Annotated in this window: 20 protein-coding genes; all 20 read left to right on the top strand. The window is 42.4% G+C overall.

The window, feature by feature from the left end:
- The first annotated feature begins 31 nt into the window (after positions 1 to 31).
- Positions 32 to 823 carry a spore cortex-lytic enzyme gene (gene sleB, locus N1I80_RS14810; RefSeq protein ID WP_340738625.1) on the top strand — a complete coding sequence of 264 codons (792 nt, stop codon included), beginning with the start codon at positions 32 to 34 and terminating at the stop codon, positions 821 to 823.
- A gap of 97 nt (positions 824 to 920) precedes the next feature.
- Positions 921 to 2,198 carry a PepSY1/2 domain-containing protein gene (locus tag N1I80_RS14805; RefSeq protein ID WP_340738624.1) on the top strand — a complete coding sequence of 426 codons (1,278 nt, stop codon included), beginning with the start codon at positions 921 to 923 and terminating at the stop codon, positions 2,196 to 2,198.
- 107 nt (positions 2,199 to 2,305) lie between these two features.
- Complete coding sequence (locus N1I80_RS14800) at positions 2,306 to 2,947, top strand: flagellar brake protein (protein ID WP_340738623.1); 642 nt, start codon at positions 2,306 to 2,308, stop codon at positions 2,945 to 2,947.
- An 88-nt stretch (positions 2,948 to 3,035) separates the two neighbouring features.
- Entirely contained in the window at positions 3,036 to 3,713 is a 678-nt protein-coding gene (gene cmk, locus N1I80_RS14795) for a (d)CMP kinase (protein ID WP_340738622.1), read from the top strand.
- On the top strand, positions 3,710 to 4,294 hold the full coding sequence (locus N1I80_RS14790; RefSeq protein ID WP_340738621.1) for a lysophospholipid acyltransferase family protein: 585 nt from the start codon (positions 3,710 to 3,712) through the stop codon (positions 4,292 to 4,294). The genes cmk and N1I80_RS14790 overlap by 4 nt, the downstream gene beginning before the upstream one ends.
- Before the next feature lie 78 nt (positions 4,295 to 4,372).
- On the top strand, positions 4,373 to 5,521 hold the full coding sequence (gene rpsA / locus N1I80_RS14785; RefSeq protein ID WP_340738620.1) for a 30S ribosomal protein S1: 1,149 nt from the start codon (positions 4,373 to 4,375) through the stop codon (positions 5,519 to 5,521).
- A 125-nt stretch (positions 5,522 to 5,646) separates the two neighbouring features.
- Entirely contained in the window at positions 5,647 to 6,957 is a 1,311-nt protein-coding gene (gene der / locus N1I80_RS14780) for a ribosome biogenesis GTPase Der (protein WP_340738619.1), read from the top strand.
- An 18-nt stretch (positions 6,958 to 6,975) separates the two neighbouring features.
- On the top strand, positions 6,976 to 7,998 hold the full coding sequence (locus tag N1I80_RS14775) for an NAD(P)H-dependent glycerol-3-phosphate dehydrogenase (protein WP_340738618.1): 1,023 nt from the start codon (positions 6,976 to 6,978) through the stop codon (positions 7,996 to 7,998).
- An 87-nt stretch (positions 7,999 to 8,085) separates the two neighbouring features.
- Positions 8,086 to 8,283 carry a DUF2768 domain-containing protein gene (locus N1I80_RS14770; RefSeq protein WP_445683709.1) on the top strand — a complete coding sequence of 66 codons (198 nt, stop codon included), beginning with the start codon at positions 8,086 to 8,088 and terminating at the stop codon, positions 8,281 to 8,283.
- Positions 8,280 to 8,993: a hypothetical protein gene (locus N1I80_RS14765; protein WP_340738616.1), complete on the top strand. Its 714-nt coding sequence runs from the start codon at positions 8,280 to 8,282 to the stop codon at positions 8,991 to 8,993. Before N1I80_RS14770 ends, N1I80_RS14765 begins: the two co-directional genes overlap by 4 nt.
- Positions 8,994 to 9,162: 169 nt before the next feature.
- The gene (gene spoIVA, locus N1I80_RS14760; RefSeq protein ID WP_340738615.1) at positions 9,163 to 10,641 is read left to right on the top strand and encodes a stage IV sporulation protein A; all 1,479 of its coding nucleotides are present in this window, start codon (positions 9,163 to 9,165) and stop codon (positions 10,639 to 10,641) included.
- A 335-nt stretch (positions 10,642 to 10,976) separates the two neighbouring features.
- Positions 10,977 to 11,249 (top strand): HU family DNA-binding protein, encoded by a 273-nt coding sequence (locus N1I80_RS14755; RefSeq protein ID WP_203246456.1) that lies wholly within the window; start codon positions 10,977 to 10,979, stop codon positions 11,247 to 11,249.
- A 296-nt stretch (positions 11,250 to 11,545) separates the two neighbouring features.
- Positions 11,546 to 12,115 carry a GTP cyclohydrolase I FolE gene (gene folE / locus N1I80_RS14750; RefSeq protein WP_340738614.1) on the top strand — a complete coding sequence of 190 codons (570 nt, stop codon included), beginning with the start codon at positions 11,546 to 11,548 and terminating at the stop codon, positions 12,113 to 12,115.
- A 67-nt stretch (positions 12,116 to 12,182) separates the two neighbouring features.
- Positions 12,183 to 12,404 carry a trp RNA-binding attenuation protein MtrB gene (gene mtrB / locus N1I80_RS14745; RefSeq protein WP_318617331.1) on the top strand — a complete coding sequence of 74 codons (222 nt, stop codon included), beginning with the start codon at positions 12,183 to 12,185 and terminating at the stop codon, positions 12,402 to 12,404.
- 50 nt (positions 12,405 to 12,454) lie between these two features.
- Positions 12,455 to 13,153, top strand: coding sequence for a heptaprenyl diphosphate synthase component 1 (locus N1I80_RS14740; RefSeq protein ID WP_340738613.1), 699 nt, complete (start codon positions 12,455 to 12,457; stop codon positions 13,151 to 13,153).
- A gap of 31 nt (positions 13,154 to 13,184) precedes the next feature.
- The gene (locus tag N1I80_RS14735; protein ID WP_340738612.1) at positions 13,185 to 13,883 is read left to right on the top strand and encodes a demethylmenaquinone methyltransferase; all 699 of its coding nucleotides are present in this window, start codon (positions 13,185 to 13,187) and stop codon (positions 13,881 to 13,883) included.
- A 24-nt stretch (positions 13,884 to 13,907) separates the two neighbouring features.
- Positions 13,908 to 14,882, top strand: coding sequence for a polyprenyl synthetase family protein (locus N1I80_RS14730; RefSeq protein WP_340738611.1), 975 nt, complete (start codon positions 13,908 to 13,910; stop codon positions 14,880 to 14,882).
- An 84-nt stretch (positions 14,883 to 14,966) separates the two neighbouring features.
- Positions 14,967 to 15,413 carry a nucleoside-diphosphate kinase gene (gene ndk, locus N1I80_RS14725; RefSeq protein WP_340738610.1) on the top strand — a complete coding sequence of 149 codons (447 nt, stop codon included), beginning with the start codon at positions 14,967 to 14,969 and terminating at the stop codon, positions 15,411 to 15,413.
- 130 nt (positions 15,414 to 15,543) lie between these two features.
- Positions 15,544 to 16,314 (top strand): CheR family methyltransferase, encoded by a 771-nt coding sequence (locus N1I80_RS14720; protein WP_340738609.1) that lies wholly within the window; start codon positions 15,544 to 15,546, stop codon positions 16,312 to 16,314.
- A gap of 133 nt (positions 16,315 to 16,447) precedes the next feature.
- The gene (gene aroC, locus N1I80_RS14715) at positions 16,448 to 17,629 is read left to right on the top strand and encodes a chorismate synthase (protein ID WP_340738608.1); all 1,182 of its coding nucleotides are present in this window, start codon (positions 16,448 to 16,450) and stop codon (positions 17,627 to 17,629) included.
- Position 17,630 lies beyond the last annotated feature (1 nt).

Genomic DNA, 17,630 nt, shown 5'->3' with positions numbered 1-17,630 from the left:
CGACTTTGGGCAAGCTGTATAAAAAGGAGGAATGAATGTGAAAAAGTGGTTCATCCGCATGATGGTAGTTGTCCTTCTTCTCGGATGTGTATACGTAACCTCGCCCGGCCAAATAGCGGCCTTTAGTTCGCAGGAAGTGACACGTGGTGCTTTTGGTGATGACGTTATTGAACTACAGTCGCGACTTCAGTACATTGGTTTTTATACGGGGACGATTGACGGCAAATTTGGCTATGGAACGTATTGGGCGTTGCGTAATTTTCAGGAGAAGTATGGACTCCCCATCGATGGAATTGCAGGATCGAAGACCAAAAAGAAGTTGGTCGATGTGTCAAAGTATGATGAGAAATTTGTCAAAGACAATTTAAACAAAGGCAATAAGTTCACCCATTACGGTGGGAAGCCATTAGCGTCTCAAGTGTCAAAAGGAACAGGTAAAACGGAAAGTGTCCAAGCTCCTGCTAAATATTCGGAAAAGGATATCCAGCTAATGGCGAATGCGGTATACGGAGAGGCTAGGGGAGAACCTTATGATGGTCAGGTTGCGGTTGCCGCAGTTATTTTGAATCGGGTGGAGCACCCTGACTTTCCAGACACTGTAGGTGGTGTGATTTTTCAACCGCTTGCTTTTACGGCAGTAGCAGATGGACAGATCTGGCTAGAACCAAATGATCGTGCAAAAGAAGCGGTCCTTGATGCGATTAACGGTTGGGATCCATCCGAAAATGCTATTTACTACTTCAATCCAATTACAGCGACGAGTAAGTGGATTTGGTCACGACCCCAAATAAAGAAAATTGGCTTGCATATCTTTTGTAACTGACAAGGCGTGTTAGAAATAGGCGATGAGAGGAGGGCGGGCAAGGTGGTGGTAGGAATCATAATCGATTCTAACGACCTCTTGCTGAATTATGAAAAAAATGATATTTGTTTTAGTGTATACAGTAGCTACGCTAGCAATATTTTCAATTGGAAAAGCAGCTGAAAGCGAACAGCTTTCCATTGCACTTGGTGGGCAATACGCCACTCAGATGACGGATGCATCAGAAAAACTAGAAGAGCTTGATACAGCGGTCAAGAAGACGTTATTGTTCAATGAATCAGATGGCTCTGAGAAAGCTCGTGAAGATATTTGGCGATTGTCTTCTGATATTAAAAAATCAGTGTCATCGTTACCCTTGGATCAAAGCTTTTCCACTTCGTGGCTGAACTATCTCGGAAGGCTTGGAAATTATGCCAAAGAGGCTAATCGTTCAGAAGACAATGAGGAGTATCATAAAGTCATGGCGCAAGCCTCAAAAAATCTGCGTGAATTGGCGGATCAATGGGAAGTCGCAACAGTCGGTATGGTAAGCGGAAGATTGTCAATGGATGATTGGAAAAATAGACTGGACTCCGCCGACAAAGGACACGATTGGGCGGGGATGGGTACAGCGGTGAAACAATATACAGAAAGTGATTTTCCGTTGACGGCAAGTGAATCTGATTCGATGAAGAAAAAAGAGTTGCGAGATATGGCAGATGCAAAAGTGACAAGTGATGAGGCGGTTGATCGCTTTAAAAGGTTATTTCCGTCCGTTTCCAACGATATTATTAGCGTTGAATCGAGTAAACCAGGCTCACCTTATCCTTTCTATCATATCCGTTTTGCTGAAAATCAATCCATAGGTTATATCGACATAACGGAGAAAGGAGGTCATGTCCTGTCATTTCTTTCCGAAAGACCTTTTGGCAAGGAAAGTCTACCGTTTGAGGATATTCAGAAAAAGGCGGAAGCTTTTTTAATGGATACGGGGTACACGGATCTTGTGTATGAAGAGTCGAGGGAAAATAATACGGCCTGGCATTTTGTTTATGTGAGGGTAGAACCAGACTATAAAGCAAAAGTGTTTTCCGATACAATCCATTTGAAAGTTGCGAAAGATACCGGTGGGATTGTGGGGCTCGATGCTTCGGAATATATCCGGAAAGAGAAGACAACTTCGCAGCCGATTACGAAAAAAGATTGGAAGAAGTTTTTCCATTCGGGCGTTACAATTGCTAAAGAAGAGCTTGCCTATGTGGAGAATGACAGGCTGGAGCAAAGGCTAACGCATTACTTAACGGTGACAATGGATGAAAATGGGCAAACAGGAACATATGCGGTAATCATTGATACTGAAACGTCTGAAGTGATTAAAACAGAGAAGTTGCAATAAAAATAGCCATTGGAATTTCCTGCCCTTCATGACATAATGGATATAGGAATAGCATTAGAAAAGTACTTGATGCTAAACATTAAGACATGGATGGTAGGTGTTTTGGAATGCTACTTTCGATTGGGACAATCATTGTCATCGACACAGACTTTACAAAAGATAGTGAAAAATATAAAAGTAAAGTAATCGATATGGGCGACGGGTTTGTAATGATTGATTATCCGACACATATCAAGTCAGGGAAAACTGCATTTTTCTTGGATGGAACACAATTACTTGTATCATTCATAAACAATAAAAAAATGTCTTATGCTTTTCGGACTGAAGTGAGTGGACGATTAAACAAAGGGATTCCTATGTTGAAATTATCATATCCGGGTGACGAGCAGCTTATCAAAATTCAAAGACGTGAATTTGTTAGAGTAGAGACAGCTATCGATATTGCGGTTGAGAAGGATGGACAGTTTAGTAATTATGTGGCTGAGGATTTGAGTGCAGGTGGTGTAGCACTTAATCTTCCTGAGAAAGTCCCGTTTGGTGCAGAAGATATCGTTACTTTGACAATTGTTCTGCCTTTTATGAACAAAGAAATAAAATATGTCAAAGTAAATGCGAAAATTATACGCATATGGGTCAAAGGTGGTAGGAGAATTGCTTCCTTGCAATTTGAAGATATTGAATCAATTGAAAGTCAATATATCATCCGATTTTGTTTTGAGCGGCAGTTACAGATGAGAAATAGACAATAGAAATTATAAGGGGAAAGTCTGCGCGAATGGGACTTTTCCTTTTTCCATATGTTACAATATTGTCGAAATGACTACGGGGGTAGATAAGATGAGTATCGTTATAAAAATCGCAATCGATGGTCCTGCTGCTGCAGGGAAAAGTACAATTGCTAAAATGACAGCCGAGAAACTAGGATATACGTATATCGACACAGGTGCGATGTACCGCGCACTTGCGCATAAAGCATTGAGCCGAAACATAGATACTACTAATGGCGAAGAACTTAAAAATCTACTGCAGGAGACAGAGATTGTTCTATTACCATCTACAGCAGGGCAAGCGGTCATCGTAGATGGTATTGATGTATCGGAGGAAATAAGATCACAGCAAGTCACTGCGCATGTATCAGCTGTTGCTATCCATCAAGGAGTCCGTGAGCTAATGGTTGAAAAACAACGGCAGCTTGCCGAAGGAACTGGAGTTGTGATGGATGGTCGTGATATTGGGACTGCGGTCCTGCCGACTGCAGAATTGAAAATTTTCATGACAGCATCTGTGGAAGAACGAGCGTCCCGCCGTCATATTGAAAATGACAAACGGGGCATCACAACATCTCTTGATGACTTGAAAGCAGAAATTAGCGAACGTGATCGTGCGGATAGTGAAAGAGAAGTATCTCCACTGAGACAAGCAACAGATGCAGTGTTAATCGATACGACAGCAATGTCAATCGAAGAAGTGGCGAATCAAATCAGCGAACTCGCCGAAAAGAGGATGAATTTATGAACTTATACCCGTTTGGAAAATGGTTGTGCAGTGTAGTTTTTTACCCACTTTACCGCGTAAAGGTAGTTGGCAAGGAAAACTTTCCGAAAGAGGGAGGAGTCCTTCTTTGTACGAATCATATTGCCAATGTTGACCCGCCGATTGTTGGAATTAGTTGTCCAAGGCCGGTTCACTTTATGGCGAAAGAAGAGCTTTTTAATGTGCCGATTTTGAAAAATGTACTCCCGAGTGTCAAAGCATTCCCAGTGAAACGCGGTATGAGCGATAGGGAAGCATTTCGTAAGGCATTGAAAATTCTCAAGTCTGGTGATGTTGTCGGCTTGTTCCCAGAAGGGACGAGAAGTAAGACAGGTGAGCTAGGCACAGGCCTTGCAGGTGCGGGTTTCTTCGCGCTTAAGGGAGAAGCAGCTGTGATGCCTTGTGCGATTATTGGACCTTATAAGCGCTTCAAACGGTTAAAAGTCGTGTACGGAAAACCGATTGATATAACACCTTATCGTGAAAGACGGGCTTCATCAGAAGAAGTAACCGAAGTTATCATGAATGAAATCCGTAAACTAATTGAACAACATAAGAAATGAAATAAGGGTAAATTTTTGTTTTTATGAATAGATTCGCATAATATAGAAGTAGAATTCTTTATGGAGGAGGACTACATAATGACTGAAGAGATGAACTTGGAAACGGTGAATAACTACAATGAAGGTGCTCGGGTTACTGGAAAAGTAACAAAGATTGAAGACAAATCGGTGACGGTTGAAATTGCGGGAGCGCCATTTGATGGTGTGATTCCAATTAGTGAATTGTCCAGCCTTCATATTGAAAAGGCTGCGGATGCAGTTGCAGAAGGCGATGAACTTGAATTGATCATCATGAAGGTGGAAGATAACACGTACGTCCTGTCAAAACGGAAAGTCGATGCAGAAGACTCATGGGATTCTCTTGAAGAAAAGTTTAAGAATAAAGAAACAATTGAAACAGAAGTAAGAGATGTCGTCAAAGGCGGACTTGTTGTTGACCTTGGGGTACGCGGTTTCATCCCAGCATCACTTGTCGAAGATTATTTCGTCGAATCCTTTGAAGAATATAAAGGACGTATGATGACGTTCAAAATCGTTGAGATGGATAAAGAAAAAAATCGACTCATTCTCTCCCATCGTGCGGTTATTCAGGAAGAGAAGGCATCGCAAAAGGATGTCGTACTTGAAGGGTTGAAGGAAGGTCAAGTACTTGAAGGCACTGTTCAACGTCTGGCGTCATTTGGTGCATTCGTTGATATCGGTGGGATTGATGGACTTGTCCATATTTCTCAATTATCACATGATCACATCGAAAAAGTGTCTGACATTCTTAAAGAAGGCGATAAAGTAAATGTGAAAATCCTATCAGTTGACCGTGATTCTGAACGGATTTCACTATCCATTAAAGACACATTGCCTGGACCTTGGGAGGGAATTGAAGACAAGGCACCAAAAGGAACAGTACTCCAAGGGACTGTTAAACGTCTCGTATCATACGGTGCATTTGTTGAAGTACTTCCAGGTGTCGAGGGGCTTGTCCATATCTCACGTATTTCACATCAACATATTGGTACACCACATGAAGTATTGAAGGAAGGCCAACAAGTTGATGTGAAGGTATTGGAAGTCAATCGTGAAGAGAAACGTCTATCCTTGAGTATTAAAGATCTTATTGAAAAAGAAGATGACAGCAACAATTCTTATGGAGACTACGAGATGCCTGAAGAAGCGTCTGGCTTTTCCTTGAGCGATGTTATCGGAGATCAGTTGAAGAAATTTTCAAACTAACCGTGACTTTTAGGCGGCGTGTGAACATTATGAACAAGTAGTTGTATGGATGATGATGCTTTTATAGCATCATCATCTTTTTGTGTGTATAATATGCAGAAGATAAGCTGGAAGGATGTATGATTATGACTAAACCAACAGTGGCGATTGTCGGAAGACCAAACGTCGGGAAATCGACAATATTTAACCGAATCGTTGGAGAACGTATTTCGATTGTAGAAGATGTCGCGGGTGTTACGCGTGACCGCATTTATAGCTCAGCAGATTGGCTGAGCCATGATTTTAACCTCATCGATACAGGCGGGATTGATATTGGGGACGAGCCTTTTCTTGAGCAAATCCGTTCGCAAGCAGAAATTGCAATTGACGAAGCGGATGTTATTATTTTTCTAGTAAATGGCCGTGAAGGTGTTACTGATGCGGATGAGCAGGTGGCTAAAATCTTGTACAAAACAAAAAAACCTGTCGTTCTTGCGGTGAATAAGATTGATAACCCTGATATGAGGGATATGATTTATGATTTCTATTCGTTAGGATTTGGCGATCCATATCCAATTTCAGGCTCTCACGGACTTGGACTTGGTGATTTACTGGATGCAGTTGCAAAAAGCTTCCCAGAACCGGGTGATGAAGCGATTGAAGATGATGTCATCCGTTTTTCATTAATCGGGAGACCGAATGTCGGGAAATCATCGCTTGTCAATGCGTTTTTAGGTGAAGAACGCGTAATCGTTAGTAATATTCCTGGCACAACAGTAGATGCTATTGATACGTCTTATGAATTTGATGGACAAAAATATAAGATTATTGATACAGCTGGAATGCGTAAAAAAGGAAAGGTTTATGAAAATGTAGAGAAGTATGCTGTGCTTCGTGCATTAAAGGCGATAGATCGTTCGGATGTTGTGCTCATTGTCATCAATGGGGAAGAAGGCATTCGAGAGATGGACAAACGGATTGCCGGCTATGCAGAAGATGCAGGAAAAGGCGTTATGTTTGTCGTTAATAAATGGGATGCCGTTGAAAAAGATGACAAGACGATGAATAAGTATATTGCAGATATTCGTGATAACTTCCAATTTCTTGATTATGCACCGATCGCGTTTGTTTCAGCAAAAACAAGACAGCGCGTCACAACATTGTTTGATCAAGTCAAGCAGATCAGTGAAAATCATGCGCTACGTATTCAGTCAAGTGTCTTAAATGAAGTGGTAGAAGACGCTGTTGCAAGAAATCCAGCACCTTCAGAAAAAGGTCGTCGACTGCGTATTTACTATGCGACACAAGTTGCCATTAAGCCACCGACATTTGTTGTCTTTGTCAATGAACCTGAAATCATGCACTTCTCCTATGAACGTTTTTTACAAAACCGTCTTCGGGAATCGTTTGGCTTCGAAGGAACGCCAATTCGACTCATTACACGTGCAAGAAGCTAAGGTGAAAGGGTGTATCAAATGGAGAAAGTAACCGTTATTGGTGCTGGTAGCTGGGGAACGGCAATCGCCTTTGTTCTGGCTGAAAACGGTCATGACTGTCTACTCTGGGCAAGACGTCCTGTCCAATCTGCTGAAATAAATGATGAGCATACAAATCATGCTTATTTGCCAGGGATTTCGTTACCAACGACTTTAACAGCAACGTCAGATTTGGAAGCAGCAGCGATGCATGGTGATATCGTAATCATCGCTGTTCCGACAAAAGGGATACGCCAAATATGCTCCGAACTGAATACCATGCCGATTGGGCAAAAGCTCGTCGTCCATGTTTCAAAAGGGATTGAACCCGATTCATTGAAGCGGATATCGGAAATGATTGCGGAAGAATTGTCGCCCGCCAAAGTACAAGCCATTGTAGCGCTTTCTGGGCCTAGCCACGCAGAGGAAGTTGTTCTTAGACACCCAACAACTGTAACAGCTGCTTCGGTCGATTTAGCGGCAGCTGAACGAGTACAGGACATGTTCATGAATAATTACTTCCGTGTCTATACGAACCCGGATATTGTAGGTGTGGAAATTGGAGCTGCCCTTAAAAACGTCATTGCACTGGCTGCAGGTATTTCTGACGGGCTCGGTTATGGTGATAACGCAAAAGCTGCGCTAATTACGCGCGGTTTAGCGGAAATATCAAGACTAGGCATGAAGATGGGGGCAAATCCTCTGACGTTTTCTGGTTTGACGGGTCTTGGTGATCTAATTGTGACGTGTACAAGTGTCCATTCACGCAACTGGAAGGCGGGCAATATGCTCGGGCAAGGGAATAGTCTTGAACAGGTCGTTTCGGGCATGGGGATGGTCATAGAAGGCATCAGAACGGCTAAGGCGGCTCACCAGCTAGCAGAGCTGCATGCGGTTTCTATGCCGCTTACCGAAGCACTCTATTCAATTGTATTCGAAAATGTTCCACCGAAAGAAGCAGTTGACCGGCTGATGAACCGGATGAAGAAGCAAGAAGTCGAAGATTTATTTGACCACCGCTAATTTACCAGGGAGGCATGAAGTTCAATGCCTCCCTGGTAAACTTCCAGTGAGTGGATCTTTATGAAAGGGGGACTTCCCTTGTCCTCTATGGATAAAATGTGGCTATCCTTTTATGCAATGGGATTCATGGTAATTTCCATGGGTCTTATTTATGCGAGCCGACATAAGCTTCAAAATAAAGTACTTAAATTATTGTTTGCCATCATCGCTTACGCTTTACTTATCTTCTCGTTTTTAGCGATGGTTTACTTGGTGTTTAATGGCCCGACAGGAGGAGCAGCATGAAAGTGACAGTGAAAAAAATGGGGATTGTCATTTTTTCCTCAATTATTCTTCTTTCAGGTTGTATGTATCCGGACGATGAAAAAGCAGCTCAAGTGACTCCGTATGCAGACCAAGTAGAGATAATCCAAAAGGCGGTAGACGCATTTCAAACGAGTTCTGGTGGGTTATTACCGATAAAAACAAAAGATTTAGAAACTGATATTTATATCAAATATCCTATTGAATTTACTAAAATTGTACCGGCTTATACGGAAAAACTGCCTGCGAATAGCTATGAAACAGGCGGTGTCTATCAGTATGTCTTGATGGATGTCGAGGATAATCCAACAGTCAAACTGGTGGATTTGCGATCAGCAGAACGGATTCGTGAATTGAATTTGCGTAAAAATATCAATGGTCGTGTGCCATTTAACGAATCTGTCGGTGAAAATGTGTACGCGGTTGATTATAAAGCGATGGGCTTTAAGGAACAACCAACTGTTCCAAGTCCTTATTCGGATACCTTTTTACCGATTGTCATTGGTGGTGATGGGATTTTTTACATTGATTATTCAATTGACTTGAACCGGATTTTACAAGAACAACAACCGGATGTGAAAGAAGGAGAAGATATCCGCCATCTTTTAGTGGATAATTACCTAGTGTTACCGGCTTATTCACTGCCTTACACTGTGAATGATCAGAACGAACCTGTCTTTATGAAGAAATGAAACTAAATTAAACACATGTCGGATTAGGAAGGAATTGAACTTCATTCCATCTAATTCAGCCAGAGTGTTGAGCTCTTATTGAATAAAGTTATAAAAACGTTTCATGCCACGCGCATGAAACGTTTTTTTTATACATAAACTAATATGCGCAGAAAAGGAGGGCGATGGATTGAAAGAAGAATTGTATGAAAGTCTAGCTAGACGTACAGACGGTGATATTTACATTGGTGTTGTCGGCCCTGTTCGTGTAGGGAAATCGACGTTCGTGAAAAGGGTAATGGAAGAAGTCGTCATTCCGAACATGACGGAAGCGTCAGATCGGATTCGAGCACAGGACGAACTTCCACAAAGTTCACCCGGTCCCATTATTATGACTTCAGAACCGAAATTTGTACCTGCACAAGGGACATCGGTTGCTGTGGGGGACGGGGAGTTGAAATTCCAGATCCGTCTTGCTGATTGTGTCGGTTATGTGATTGATGGTGTGAAGGGTTATGAAGATGAGGATGGTCCAAAATACGTTCATACGCCATGGCATAATGAACCAATCCCATTTGAAGAGGCGGCACGTATCGGAACGGACAAAGTCATTCGGGACCACTCCACGATTGGAATACTTGTAACGACGGACGGAACAGTTAACAATATTCCACGGGCAGCAGCGGCAGTGGCAGAGGTTGAAATTATCAATAAATTGAAAGATATTGGTAAACCATTTGTCATTGTTTTAAACTCCAAGATGCCGGCGAATGATAGAACGGTAGCATTGAAGCATGAGTTGCATGAAACGTATGGAGTACCTGTTATTGCAATTAGTGCTGACCAGCTGAATGCGCAGGAAATTCAACTTATTTTAAAAGAAGCACTTTACGAGTTTCCAATTACCGATATCGATGTACAGAAGCCGGACTGGATGGATGTACTTGGAAGTGAGCACGAGTTAAATGCAAACATCGACAGAGTTATTAATGAGGGCTTTCTTGAGGTATCAAAAATCCGCAAAGTGCAGGAGCTTGCGGAACGATTGAAGGACGAAAAGTATGTCAGAAATGCTGAAGTTATCGAAGTAGATGCAGGTAAGGGTAGAGCGATTGTGAAAATTGATATGGATGAACAGGCTTTCCGTGAAATTTGTGAGGGCATTACAGGGCAGGAAATTGGGACTAAAAAAGATTGGTTATTATTTGTGAAAGAAGCTGCAAAAGCAAAAAAATCTTACAATATGTACGCCGAAGCAATTGATACAGCCAGAAAACAAGGGTATGGTGTTGCGCTCCCGACGATTGAAGATTTCAATCCTTCCGCACCTGAATTGATTAAACAAAATAATTTTTTTGGTGTTCGTATGAAAGCGACGGCGCCATCCCTTCATATTATTCGAGTCGATATGGAAGCGGAGTTTTCTCCTTTAATTGGCTCCGAATTTCATAGTCATCATCTACTAAAAGAATTAAAAAATGCTTATTTGCATGACAGAGAAGCGCTCTGGGAAACACAGCTTTTTGGTACACCACTTCATGAAGTTATGAAGGAAAGCATCCGCTTTAAAACGGCTTCTGTTCCACAAAATGCAAGAAAACGTCTACGTGAAACCATTGAACAAATGGTCAACGATGGCAACAAAGGTATGATTACATTTATCGTTTAACTTGAATCAGCAGAAGCCCCCATGCTGATTCAAGTTAAGCCTCCGGCGGATGTCACAAATTTTGAAGGGAGTTAATTGCGCAAGCGCAATTCAAAATTGGGACACAATTACTCCGAGGCGTAATTGATTTAGAAAAAGATCCGTCAAAAACGGATCTTTTTCTGCTTTTTTACGTAGAAAGTGCGTGATAATAGGAAAACAGCGATAATATTGTTGCGTCATGGTTTTTGTTGTGATACTCTTTTTACAGTATTGAAGCTTCTCAGGGTGGAATGTGAAGTTCCATTCCACTGAAGCGTAATTGTTTGAATTTCCTTTGAGAGGAGGTGAATGGTGTGAATAAAACAGAATTGATTAACTCTGTGGCCGAGGCAGCAGGTCTAACGAAGAAAGATGCAACAAAAGCTGTTGAAGCTGTATTCGAAACGATCCAGTCTACTCTTGCAAAGGGTGAGAAAGTACAACTGATTGGTTTCGGAAACTTTGAAGTTCGTGAGCGTGCAGCTCGTAAAGGACGTAACCCACAATCTGGGGAAGAAATCGATATCGCAGCAAGCAAAGTTCCTGCTTTTAAAGCGGGTAAAGCGCTTAAAGACGCGGTGAAATAATCTTCAAGTTTACATAGAAGTCCGTCCGGCGTATCTGATTATCAGGTACTTTGGTCGGACTTCTTTCCTTTCACCTTAATATTCATCGCTTAAAGAAGTATGCGAACTGTACGGGGATGAGGGAGTGTGCTACTATTTTTGTTGGAATAGCTTTATCAGGGAGGAATGCAATTCGATTCCTCCCTGATAAAGCCTCAGGCGGATGTCACAGATTTTGAATCGAGCTCGTTTGATTCAAAATCTGGACACAATTACGCCGAGGCGTAATTGATTTCCAATTTAGGAGGATTCGTATGATGAATGATGTCGATTATGGAAAGATAGAGAAGGCAGTGACAATGATCCTGGAAGCGATTGGTGAAAATCCTGAACGCGAAGGTCTGATCGATACTCCGAAACGGGTTGCGAAAATGTATGCCGAAGTATTTGAGGGGTTAAACAAAGATCCAAGGGATTATTTTAAAACAGTTTTCCATGAAAATCATGATGAAGTTGTGCTTGTGAAAGATATACCCTTTCATTCGATGTGTGAACATCATCTTGTGCCGTTTTTCGGCCATGCACATATTGCATACATACCACGTGGTGGCGCAGTTGCAGGCCTCAGCAAATTGGCAAGAGCGGTCGAAACAACTGCTAGAAGACCACAATTGCAAGAAAGAATTACATCCACGGTAGCTGACGCAATGATGGAGATGTTGAATCCGATTGGTGTCTATGTCATTGTCGAGGCAGAGCATATGTGTATGACAATGCGGGGCATCAAAAAACCGGGTGCAAAAACAGTGACGACGGTAGCGCGGGGGATCTATGAACAGGACGATGTCAAGCGGGCTGAAATCTTATCACTTATTAAAATGACTTGAGGTCTTTGCGGGCAGTTCCTTTTTTATGATATGATAAGGCCGTATATAACAGACAGGAGAGGTAGACATGACACAACCTGACTACATTGTTATTAAAGCGCAAGAGGATGGCGTGAACGTTATCGGACTGACGAGAGGCAATGATACCAAGTTTCACCATACGGAAAAATTGGATCGTGGTGAAGTGATGATTGCCCAGTTCACTGAACATACGTCAGCGATGAAAATACGAGGCAAAGCCGACGTTCATACGGCATATGGTGTCGTGTCAAGCGAAGCGAAGGACTAATTCGACTATGGCACACTCTTCCGGAGACGTCTTTGAATGGAGATCCGACGATGGAAAGACAAAAAATTAAACAGTATATCGAAAAGTATATAAGTGAATTGGAGCAATCCCTTTACGAGCCGATTGTGGAAAGGGATGTTGGGCAGATGCCGATTGATGCTGCTAAAGCTTTCTTCCTTCTTCTACCGATGTTGAACGGAGAGCGGTGGACAGAACGTTTAAATACAGCGGCTATCGCAGTTGGTGCTGTCCACGCAGCGTTTGAGGCGCATGATGCTATCAATGTGTCGGATGCCACATCAAAGCAACAGCAGCTTACAGTATTATCAGGTGATCATTTTAGTGGGGTTCATTATCGACTTCTTGCGTCCATTCCAGAATTGGGTTTCATTCAATCACTGTCAAGAACGATTGGACATATTAACGAAGTGAAGACAACGTTTCATCAACGACTACCAGATGAATCGGTCCAATTGATTGAGGCTGTTGGGATCATTGAAGCGGGATGTATAACGGATTTCTTACATACATTCGGTTTTTCACAATACGCTACGCTGGCCAATGCAGCATTGCCGCTACTTAGGTTAGAGAGTGGGCTACTTGGTGGAAATACAGCAAACGTAGATCATGCAATAACACTGCTACACGATGAACTGCGAGATGCTCTTCAGGCGGCCGATTTCTTAGCACCTATTTTGCAGCAGGAAATTCAGAATCTAGCGTTACCGCTCCTTGGTAAAACGATTTAGGAAGTATTTGCATAGAAAAGAGGTATGACTCTTGGCGACACTTAAAGAACAAAAGGTCCATAAAGTCTTTGAAAAAATATCTGGCGATTACGATAAGATGAATTCTGTTATCAGTTTTAACCAACATAAAAAATGGCGTAATGATATTATGGTACGGATGAATGTTCGTGAGGGGGCGCATGTGCTAGATGTCTGTTGTGGGACGGCAGACTGGACGATCGCTTTAGCCGAAGCAGCAGGAACGGCAGGTCATGTAACGGGACTGGATTTTAGTGAAGGTATGTTAGAGGTTGGACGACCAAAAACGGAGAAACACCCCAATATTACGCTTGTGCAGGGAAATGCAATGGAATTGCCTTTCCCAAATAATTCATTTGACTATGTAACAATTGGTTTTGGATTGCGTAATGTACCGGATTATTTGACGGTATTGAAAGAAATGAATCGTGTCCTTAAGCCGGGTGGTATGATTGCTTGCTTGGAGACGTCTCAAACTGAAATACCGGTTTACAGGCAGTTGTTCCGTTTTTATTTCAAATTCATTATGCCTGCATTTGGAAAAATATTTGCGAAGAGTTATAAGGAATATTCATGGCTACAAGAGTCAGCGGATGATTTTCCTGGTAAGAAGCAGCTTGCACAGCTGTTTACGGAAGCAGGCTTTGCAGGTGTTTCTTATAAAGGGTATAGCGGTGGTGCGGCGGCGGGCCACGTAGGATATAAACAATAAAGACCGCAGGGGAAGGTAATCGTTTTGGAGAAATTGAAGTTAATGACACTTTATGCCGATTTTCGAAAGGATATCGCTTATATAGAAAAGGAACTTGAACGATCCGTCAATTCATCTTCCCCAATCATTCAGCAGGCATCGCTACATCTACTTCGTGCTGGTGGAAAGAGAATACGGCCTATTTTTGTGATCCTTGCGTCCAAGTTCGGCACCTATTCCTTGGAGGACGTGGCAAAGGTCGCCGTATCTCTTGAGCTTGTCCATATGGCCTCACTTGTCCATGATGATGTCATTGATGATTCAGATATGCGCAGGGGCTTTGAGACGGTTAAGGCACGTTGGGATAACCGGATTGCGATGTATACGGGAGATTTTATCTTTTCACGAGCACTGACATCTCTCGGTGAAATCAAACTGCCGGCAGTTCACGTGTTACTGGCAGAAACGATGCTTGAGATTTGTAAGGGTGAAATCATCCAGATTGATCATCAGCGAAAGACGGATCAGACAATCCGCGATTATTTGCGTCGCATTAAACGGAAGACTGCATTGCTCCTATCATCCAGCTGTGAATTAGGCGCTCTTGTTTCGGAAGCAGATCCTGTAGTTGTAGGAAAAATGCGTCGCTTCGGTTATTATGCGGGAATGGCCTTCCAAATTGTGGATGACATTTTAGACATTACATCAACGGATAAACAACTTGGAAAACCAGCGGGTAGTGATTTGCTGAACGGCCATTTGACATTGCCTATTTTATACATAAAAGATGATCCAGTATTTCGACCGTATATGGAGCGGTCATTTGACGGGACTTTAACGGAATGTGAGCGAGATGAAATGCTAGCTTATATTCGGGGAACAGGTGCCATTGAACAAGCGCAACAAGTGAGTGATTTGTATTTACAGAAAGCACTCAATGAATTAAATACCTTGCCCAAAGGTGATGCGAAAAGAGCATTTGTGCAAATCGCTGAGTTTATTGGGAAACGTAAATACTGATACGCTAACTGTTGAAAGATTTCACATCAAATGGTACGATCGACAAGGAGAAATCCGGATACATACGAGAAGGAGTGTTTATACATGGAAAGAACATTTTTAATGGTTAAGCCTGACGGCGTACAACGTAATCTAATCGGTGAAATTGTAGGCCGTTTTGAAAGCAAAGGATTTAAACTTGTAGGTGCGAAGCTTATGCAAATTACACCAGAACTTGCTGCACAACATTACGCTGAGCATAAAGAACGTCCATTTTTCGGAGAGCTTGTTGATTTCATAACTTCAGGTCCTGTATTTGCAATGGTGTGGGAAGGTGAAAACGTAATTTCTGTTGGTCGTCTAATGACGGGCGCAACGAACCCGAAAGAATCTGCACCAGGAACAATCCGTGGTGATTTTGCAGTTACTGTCGGTAAAAACATTATCCATGGTTCTGATGCACCAGAATCAGCAGTTCGTGAAATCGGTCTTTTCTTCAAGGAAGAAGAGCTTGTCTCTTACGATAAAACATTGAATAACTGGATTAACTAATTTATTTTTAAATTACGCGAGGCGTAATTGATGGAAAACAGCCTTGCATTCGTGCTCGGCTGTTTTTGTTATTCCGTAATCGCCTGTAATCAGCTATAATGAAAAGAACATATGAACGGGAGGGGTTACATTGCCGGATTATGCTGGATTTATCGGGAATATAAAAAAAAAGACGGGGATCGACTTATCACTCTATAAAGAAGCCCAAATGAAGAGGAGACTAACATCTCTTTATGAGAAAAAAGGATATCGAAATTTTAAGGATTATTTCGATGCGATACATAATGATACCGAGTTACTTGAAGAATTTCTCGATAGGATGACGATTAACGTCTCCGAATTTTACCGTAATGCCCAGCGATGGGATGTGCTTGAAAAAAAGATTTTTCCGAAGTTGCTTGCTCAGAACAAAAAACTGAAAATTTGGAGTGCGGCTTGTTCAACAGGTGAGGAACCGTATTCCCTTGCGATGGTCCTATCCTCGCATGTACCAGTGCGTGATATTTCTATCTTAGCGACTGATCTCGATTTAGGTGTCATTGAGCGAGCGAAGGTTGGTCTTTATCCTGAGAGAGCATTGAAGGAAGTGCCAGCACCAATCGTGAAACAATATTTTAACAATGATGGTCATTTTTATCAGGTCAAAGATGAAATTAAGAAGACGGTTACGTTTAAACAACAAAACTTGTTGGAAGATCGCTATGATACTGGTTTTGATTTGATTGTTTGTCGCAATGTCATGATTTATTTTACTGAAGAAGCGAAAGATCAAATTTACATGAATTTTTCAAAGTCGTTGAAAACAGGCGGAATTTTATTTGTTGGTAGTACTGAACAAATATTCAATCCGTCGAAGTATGGTTTTGAGTCTGAGGACACGTTCTTTTACAGGAAAATATAAGAATAACTTGAATCAGCAGGTGTAATTGATTAATATCCGGGAACTTTCCGGATATTTTTCATATAAACATATAGTCAAACGGACTTTACTCTGGTAAAGTGCTATGAAACAGATAATTGGAGGGGGAAATGAAATGAGGTATTTTACAGCAGGAGAATCACATGGACCACAATTGACGGCAATTATTGAAGGGCTACCTGCCCAAATGGAATTGACGGCTGAAATGATTAATGGAGAACTGGCAAGACGGCAAGGAGGACATGGCCGTGGTAGACGAATGCAAATCGAAAAAGATCAGGTCATTATTTCGTCAGGTGTTCGTCATGGGAAGACGCTTGGTTCACCAGTGACGTTGACAGTAGTCAATGATGACTGGAAGCATTGGACATCCATTATGGGTGTTGAACCATTGCCAGAGGACGTTAAACCGGAAGATGTAAAGAGACAGATTACAAGACCAAGACCGGGGCATGCGGATCTTGTCGGGGGCATGAAATACGGCCATCGCGATTTACGCAATGTGCTTGAACGATCATCTGCTCGTGAGACGACGATGCGTGTAGCAATTGGTGCAGTAGCTAAGCAGTTTCTGCGTGAATTGGATATTGAAACGGTTGCCCATGTAACAGACATTGGCGGGTTTACAACAAATCCAGATACATATGCAGGAAAAGGGACGCAAGAGTTACGTGACATCATTGAGAATGACCCTGTCTATTGCGCAGACCCTGAAGCATCCAAACAGATGGTTCAGGCCATCGATGACGCAAAAGGCCGTGGAGATACAGTGGGCGGCGTTGTAGAAGTGGTTATTGAAGGATGTCCTCCAGGTATCGGCAGCTACGTTCAATTTGATCGTAAAATGGATGGTAAGCTGGCTGGAGCGATGATGAGCATCAATGCATTTAAAGGTGTTGAAATTGGGCTAGGGTTTGATATGGCGAAAATGCCTGGCAGTCAGGTGCATGACGAAATCGCTTGGAGTGAAGAGCAGGGCTATACTCGCAAGTCCAATCGTTTGGGGGGTCTTGAGGGGGGGATGACAACGGGTATGCCGATTGTTGTCAGAGGTGTTATGAAGCCAATTCCTACGCTTTACAAGCCGCTAGAAAGTGTCGATATCGATACAAAAGAGGCGTTTGTGGCGACGATTGAGCGTTCAGATCCTTGTGCAGTGCCAGCAGCTTCTGTTGTGGCAGAGCATGTCATCGCAACTGAGATGGCTAAAGCCATCATGGAGGAGTTCCGCTCAGATACGATGGACGGGCTGAAAAAGGAGATTGCCGAATACAGACGCTACGTAAAGGAGTTTTAAA

Origin of the sequence: Sporosarcina sp. FSL K6-3457, assembly GCF_038007285.1 — a bacterium.
Taxonomy (GTDB): Bacteria; Bacillota; Bacilli; order Bacillales_A; family Planococcaceae; genus Sporosarcina.
This window is presented reverse-complemented; position numbering and strand designations above follow the sequence as displayed.

What these genes read in the sequence shown, in the direction of transcription:
- sleB (WP_340738625.1), top strand. Translation starts at nt 32, where the DNA reads ATGAATGTGAAAAAGTGGTTCATCCGCATGATGGTAGTTGTCCTTCTT.
- N1I80_RS14805 (WP_340738624.1), top strand. Translation starts at nt 921, where the DNA reads ATGATATTTGTTTTAGTGTATACAGTAGCTACGCTAGCAATATTTTCA.
- N1I80_RS14800 (WP_340738623.1), top strand. Translation starts at nt 2,306, where the DNA reads ATGCTACTTTCGATTGGGACAATCATTGTCATCGACACAGACTTTACA.
- cmk (WP_340738622.1), top strand. Translation starts at nt 3,036, where the DNA reads ATGAGTATCGTTATAAAAATCGCAATCGATGGTCCTGCTGCTGCAGGG.
- N1I80_RS14790 (WP_340738621.1), top strand. Translation starts at nt 3,710, where the DNA reads ATGAACTTATACCCGTTTGGAAAATGGTTGTGCAGTGTAGTTTTTTAC.
- rpsA (WP_340738620.1), top strand. Translation starts at nt 4,373, where the DNA reads ATGACTGAAGAGATGAACTTGGAAACGGTGAATAACTACAATGAAGGT.
- der (WP_340738619.1), top strand. Translation starts at nt 5,647, where the DNA reads ATGACTAAACCAACAGTGGCGATTGTCGGAAGACCAAACGTCGGGAAA.
- N1I80_RS14775 (WP_340738618.1), top strand. Translation starts at nt 6,976, where the DNA reads ATGGAGAAAGTAACCGTTATTGGTGCTGGTAGCTGGGGAACGGCAATC.
- N1I80_RS14770 (WP_445683709.1), top strand. Translation starts at nt 8,086, where the DNA reads ATGGATAAAATGTGGCTATCCTTTTATGCAATGGGATTCATGGTAATT.
- N1I80_RS14765 (WP_340738616.1), top strand. Translation starts at nt 8,280, where the DNA reads ATGAAAGTGACAGTGAAAAAAATGGGGATTGTCATTTTTTCCTCAATT.
- folE (WP_340738614.1), top strand. Translation starts at nt 11,546, where the DNA reads ATGAATGATGTCGATTATGGAAAGATAGAGAAGGCAGTGACAATGATC.
- mtrB (WP_318617331.1), top strand. Translation starts at nt 12,183, where the DNA reads ATGACACAACCTGACTACATTGTTATTAAAGCGCAAGAGGATGGCGTG.
- N1I80_RS14740 (WP_340738613.1), top strand. Translation starts at nt 12,455, where the DNA reads ATGGAAAGACAAAAAATTAAACAGTATATCGAAAAGTATATAAGTGAA.
- ndk (WP_340738610.1), top strand. Translation starts at nt 14,967, where the DNA reads ATGGAAAGAACATTTTTAATGGTTAAGCCTGACGGCGTACAACGTAAT.
- aroC (WP_340738608.1), top strand. Translation starts at nt 16,448, where the DNA reads ATGAGGTATTTTACAGCAGGAGAATCACATGGACCACAATTGACGGCA.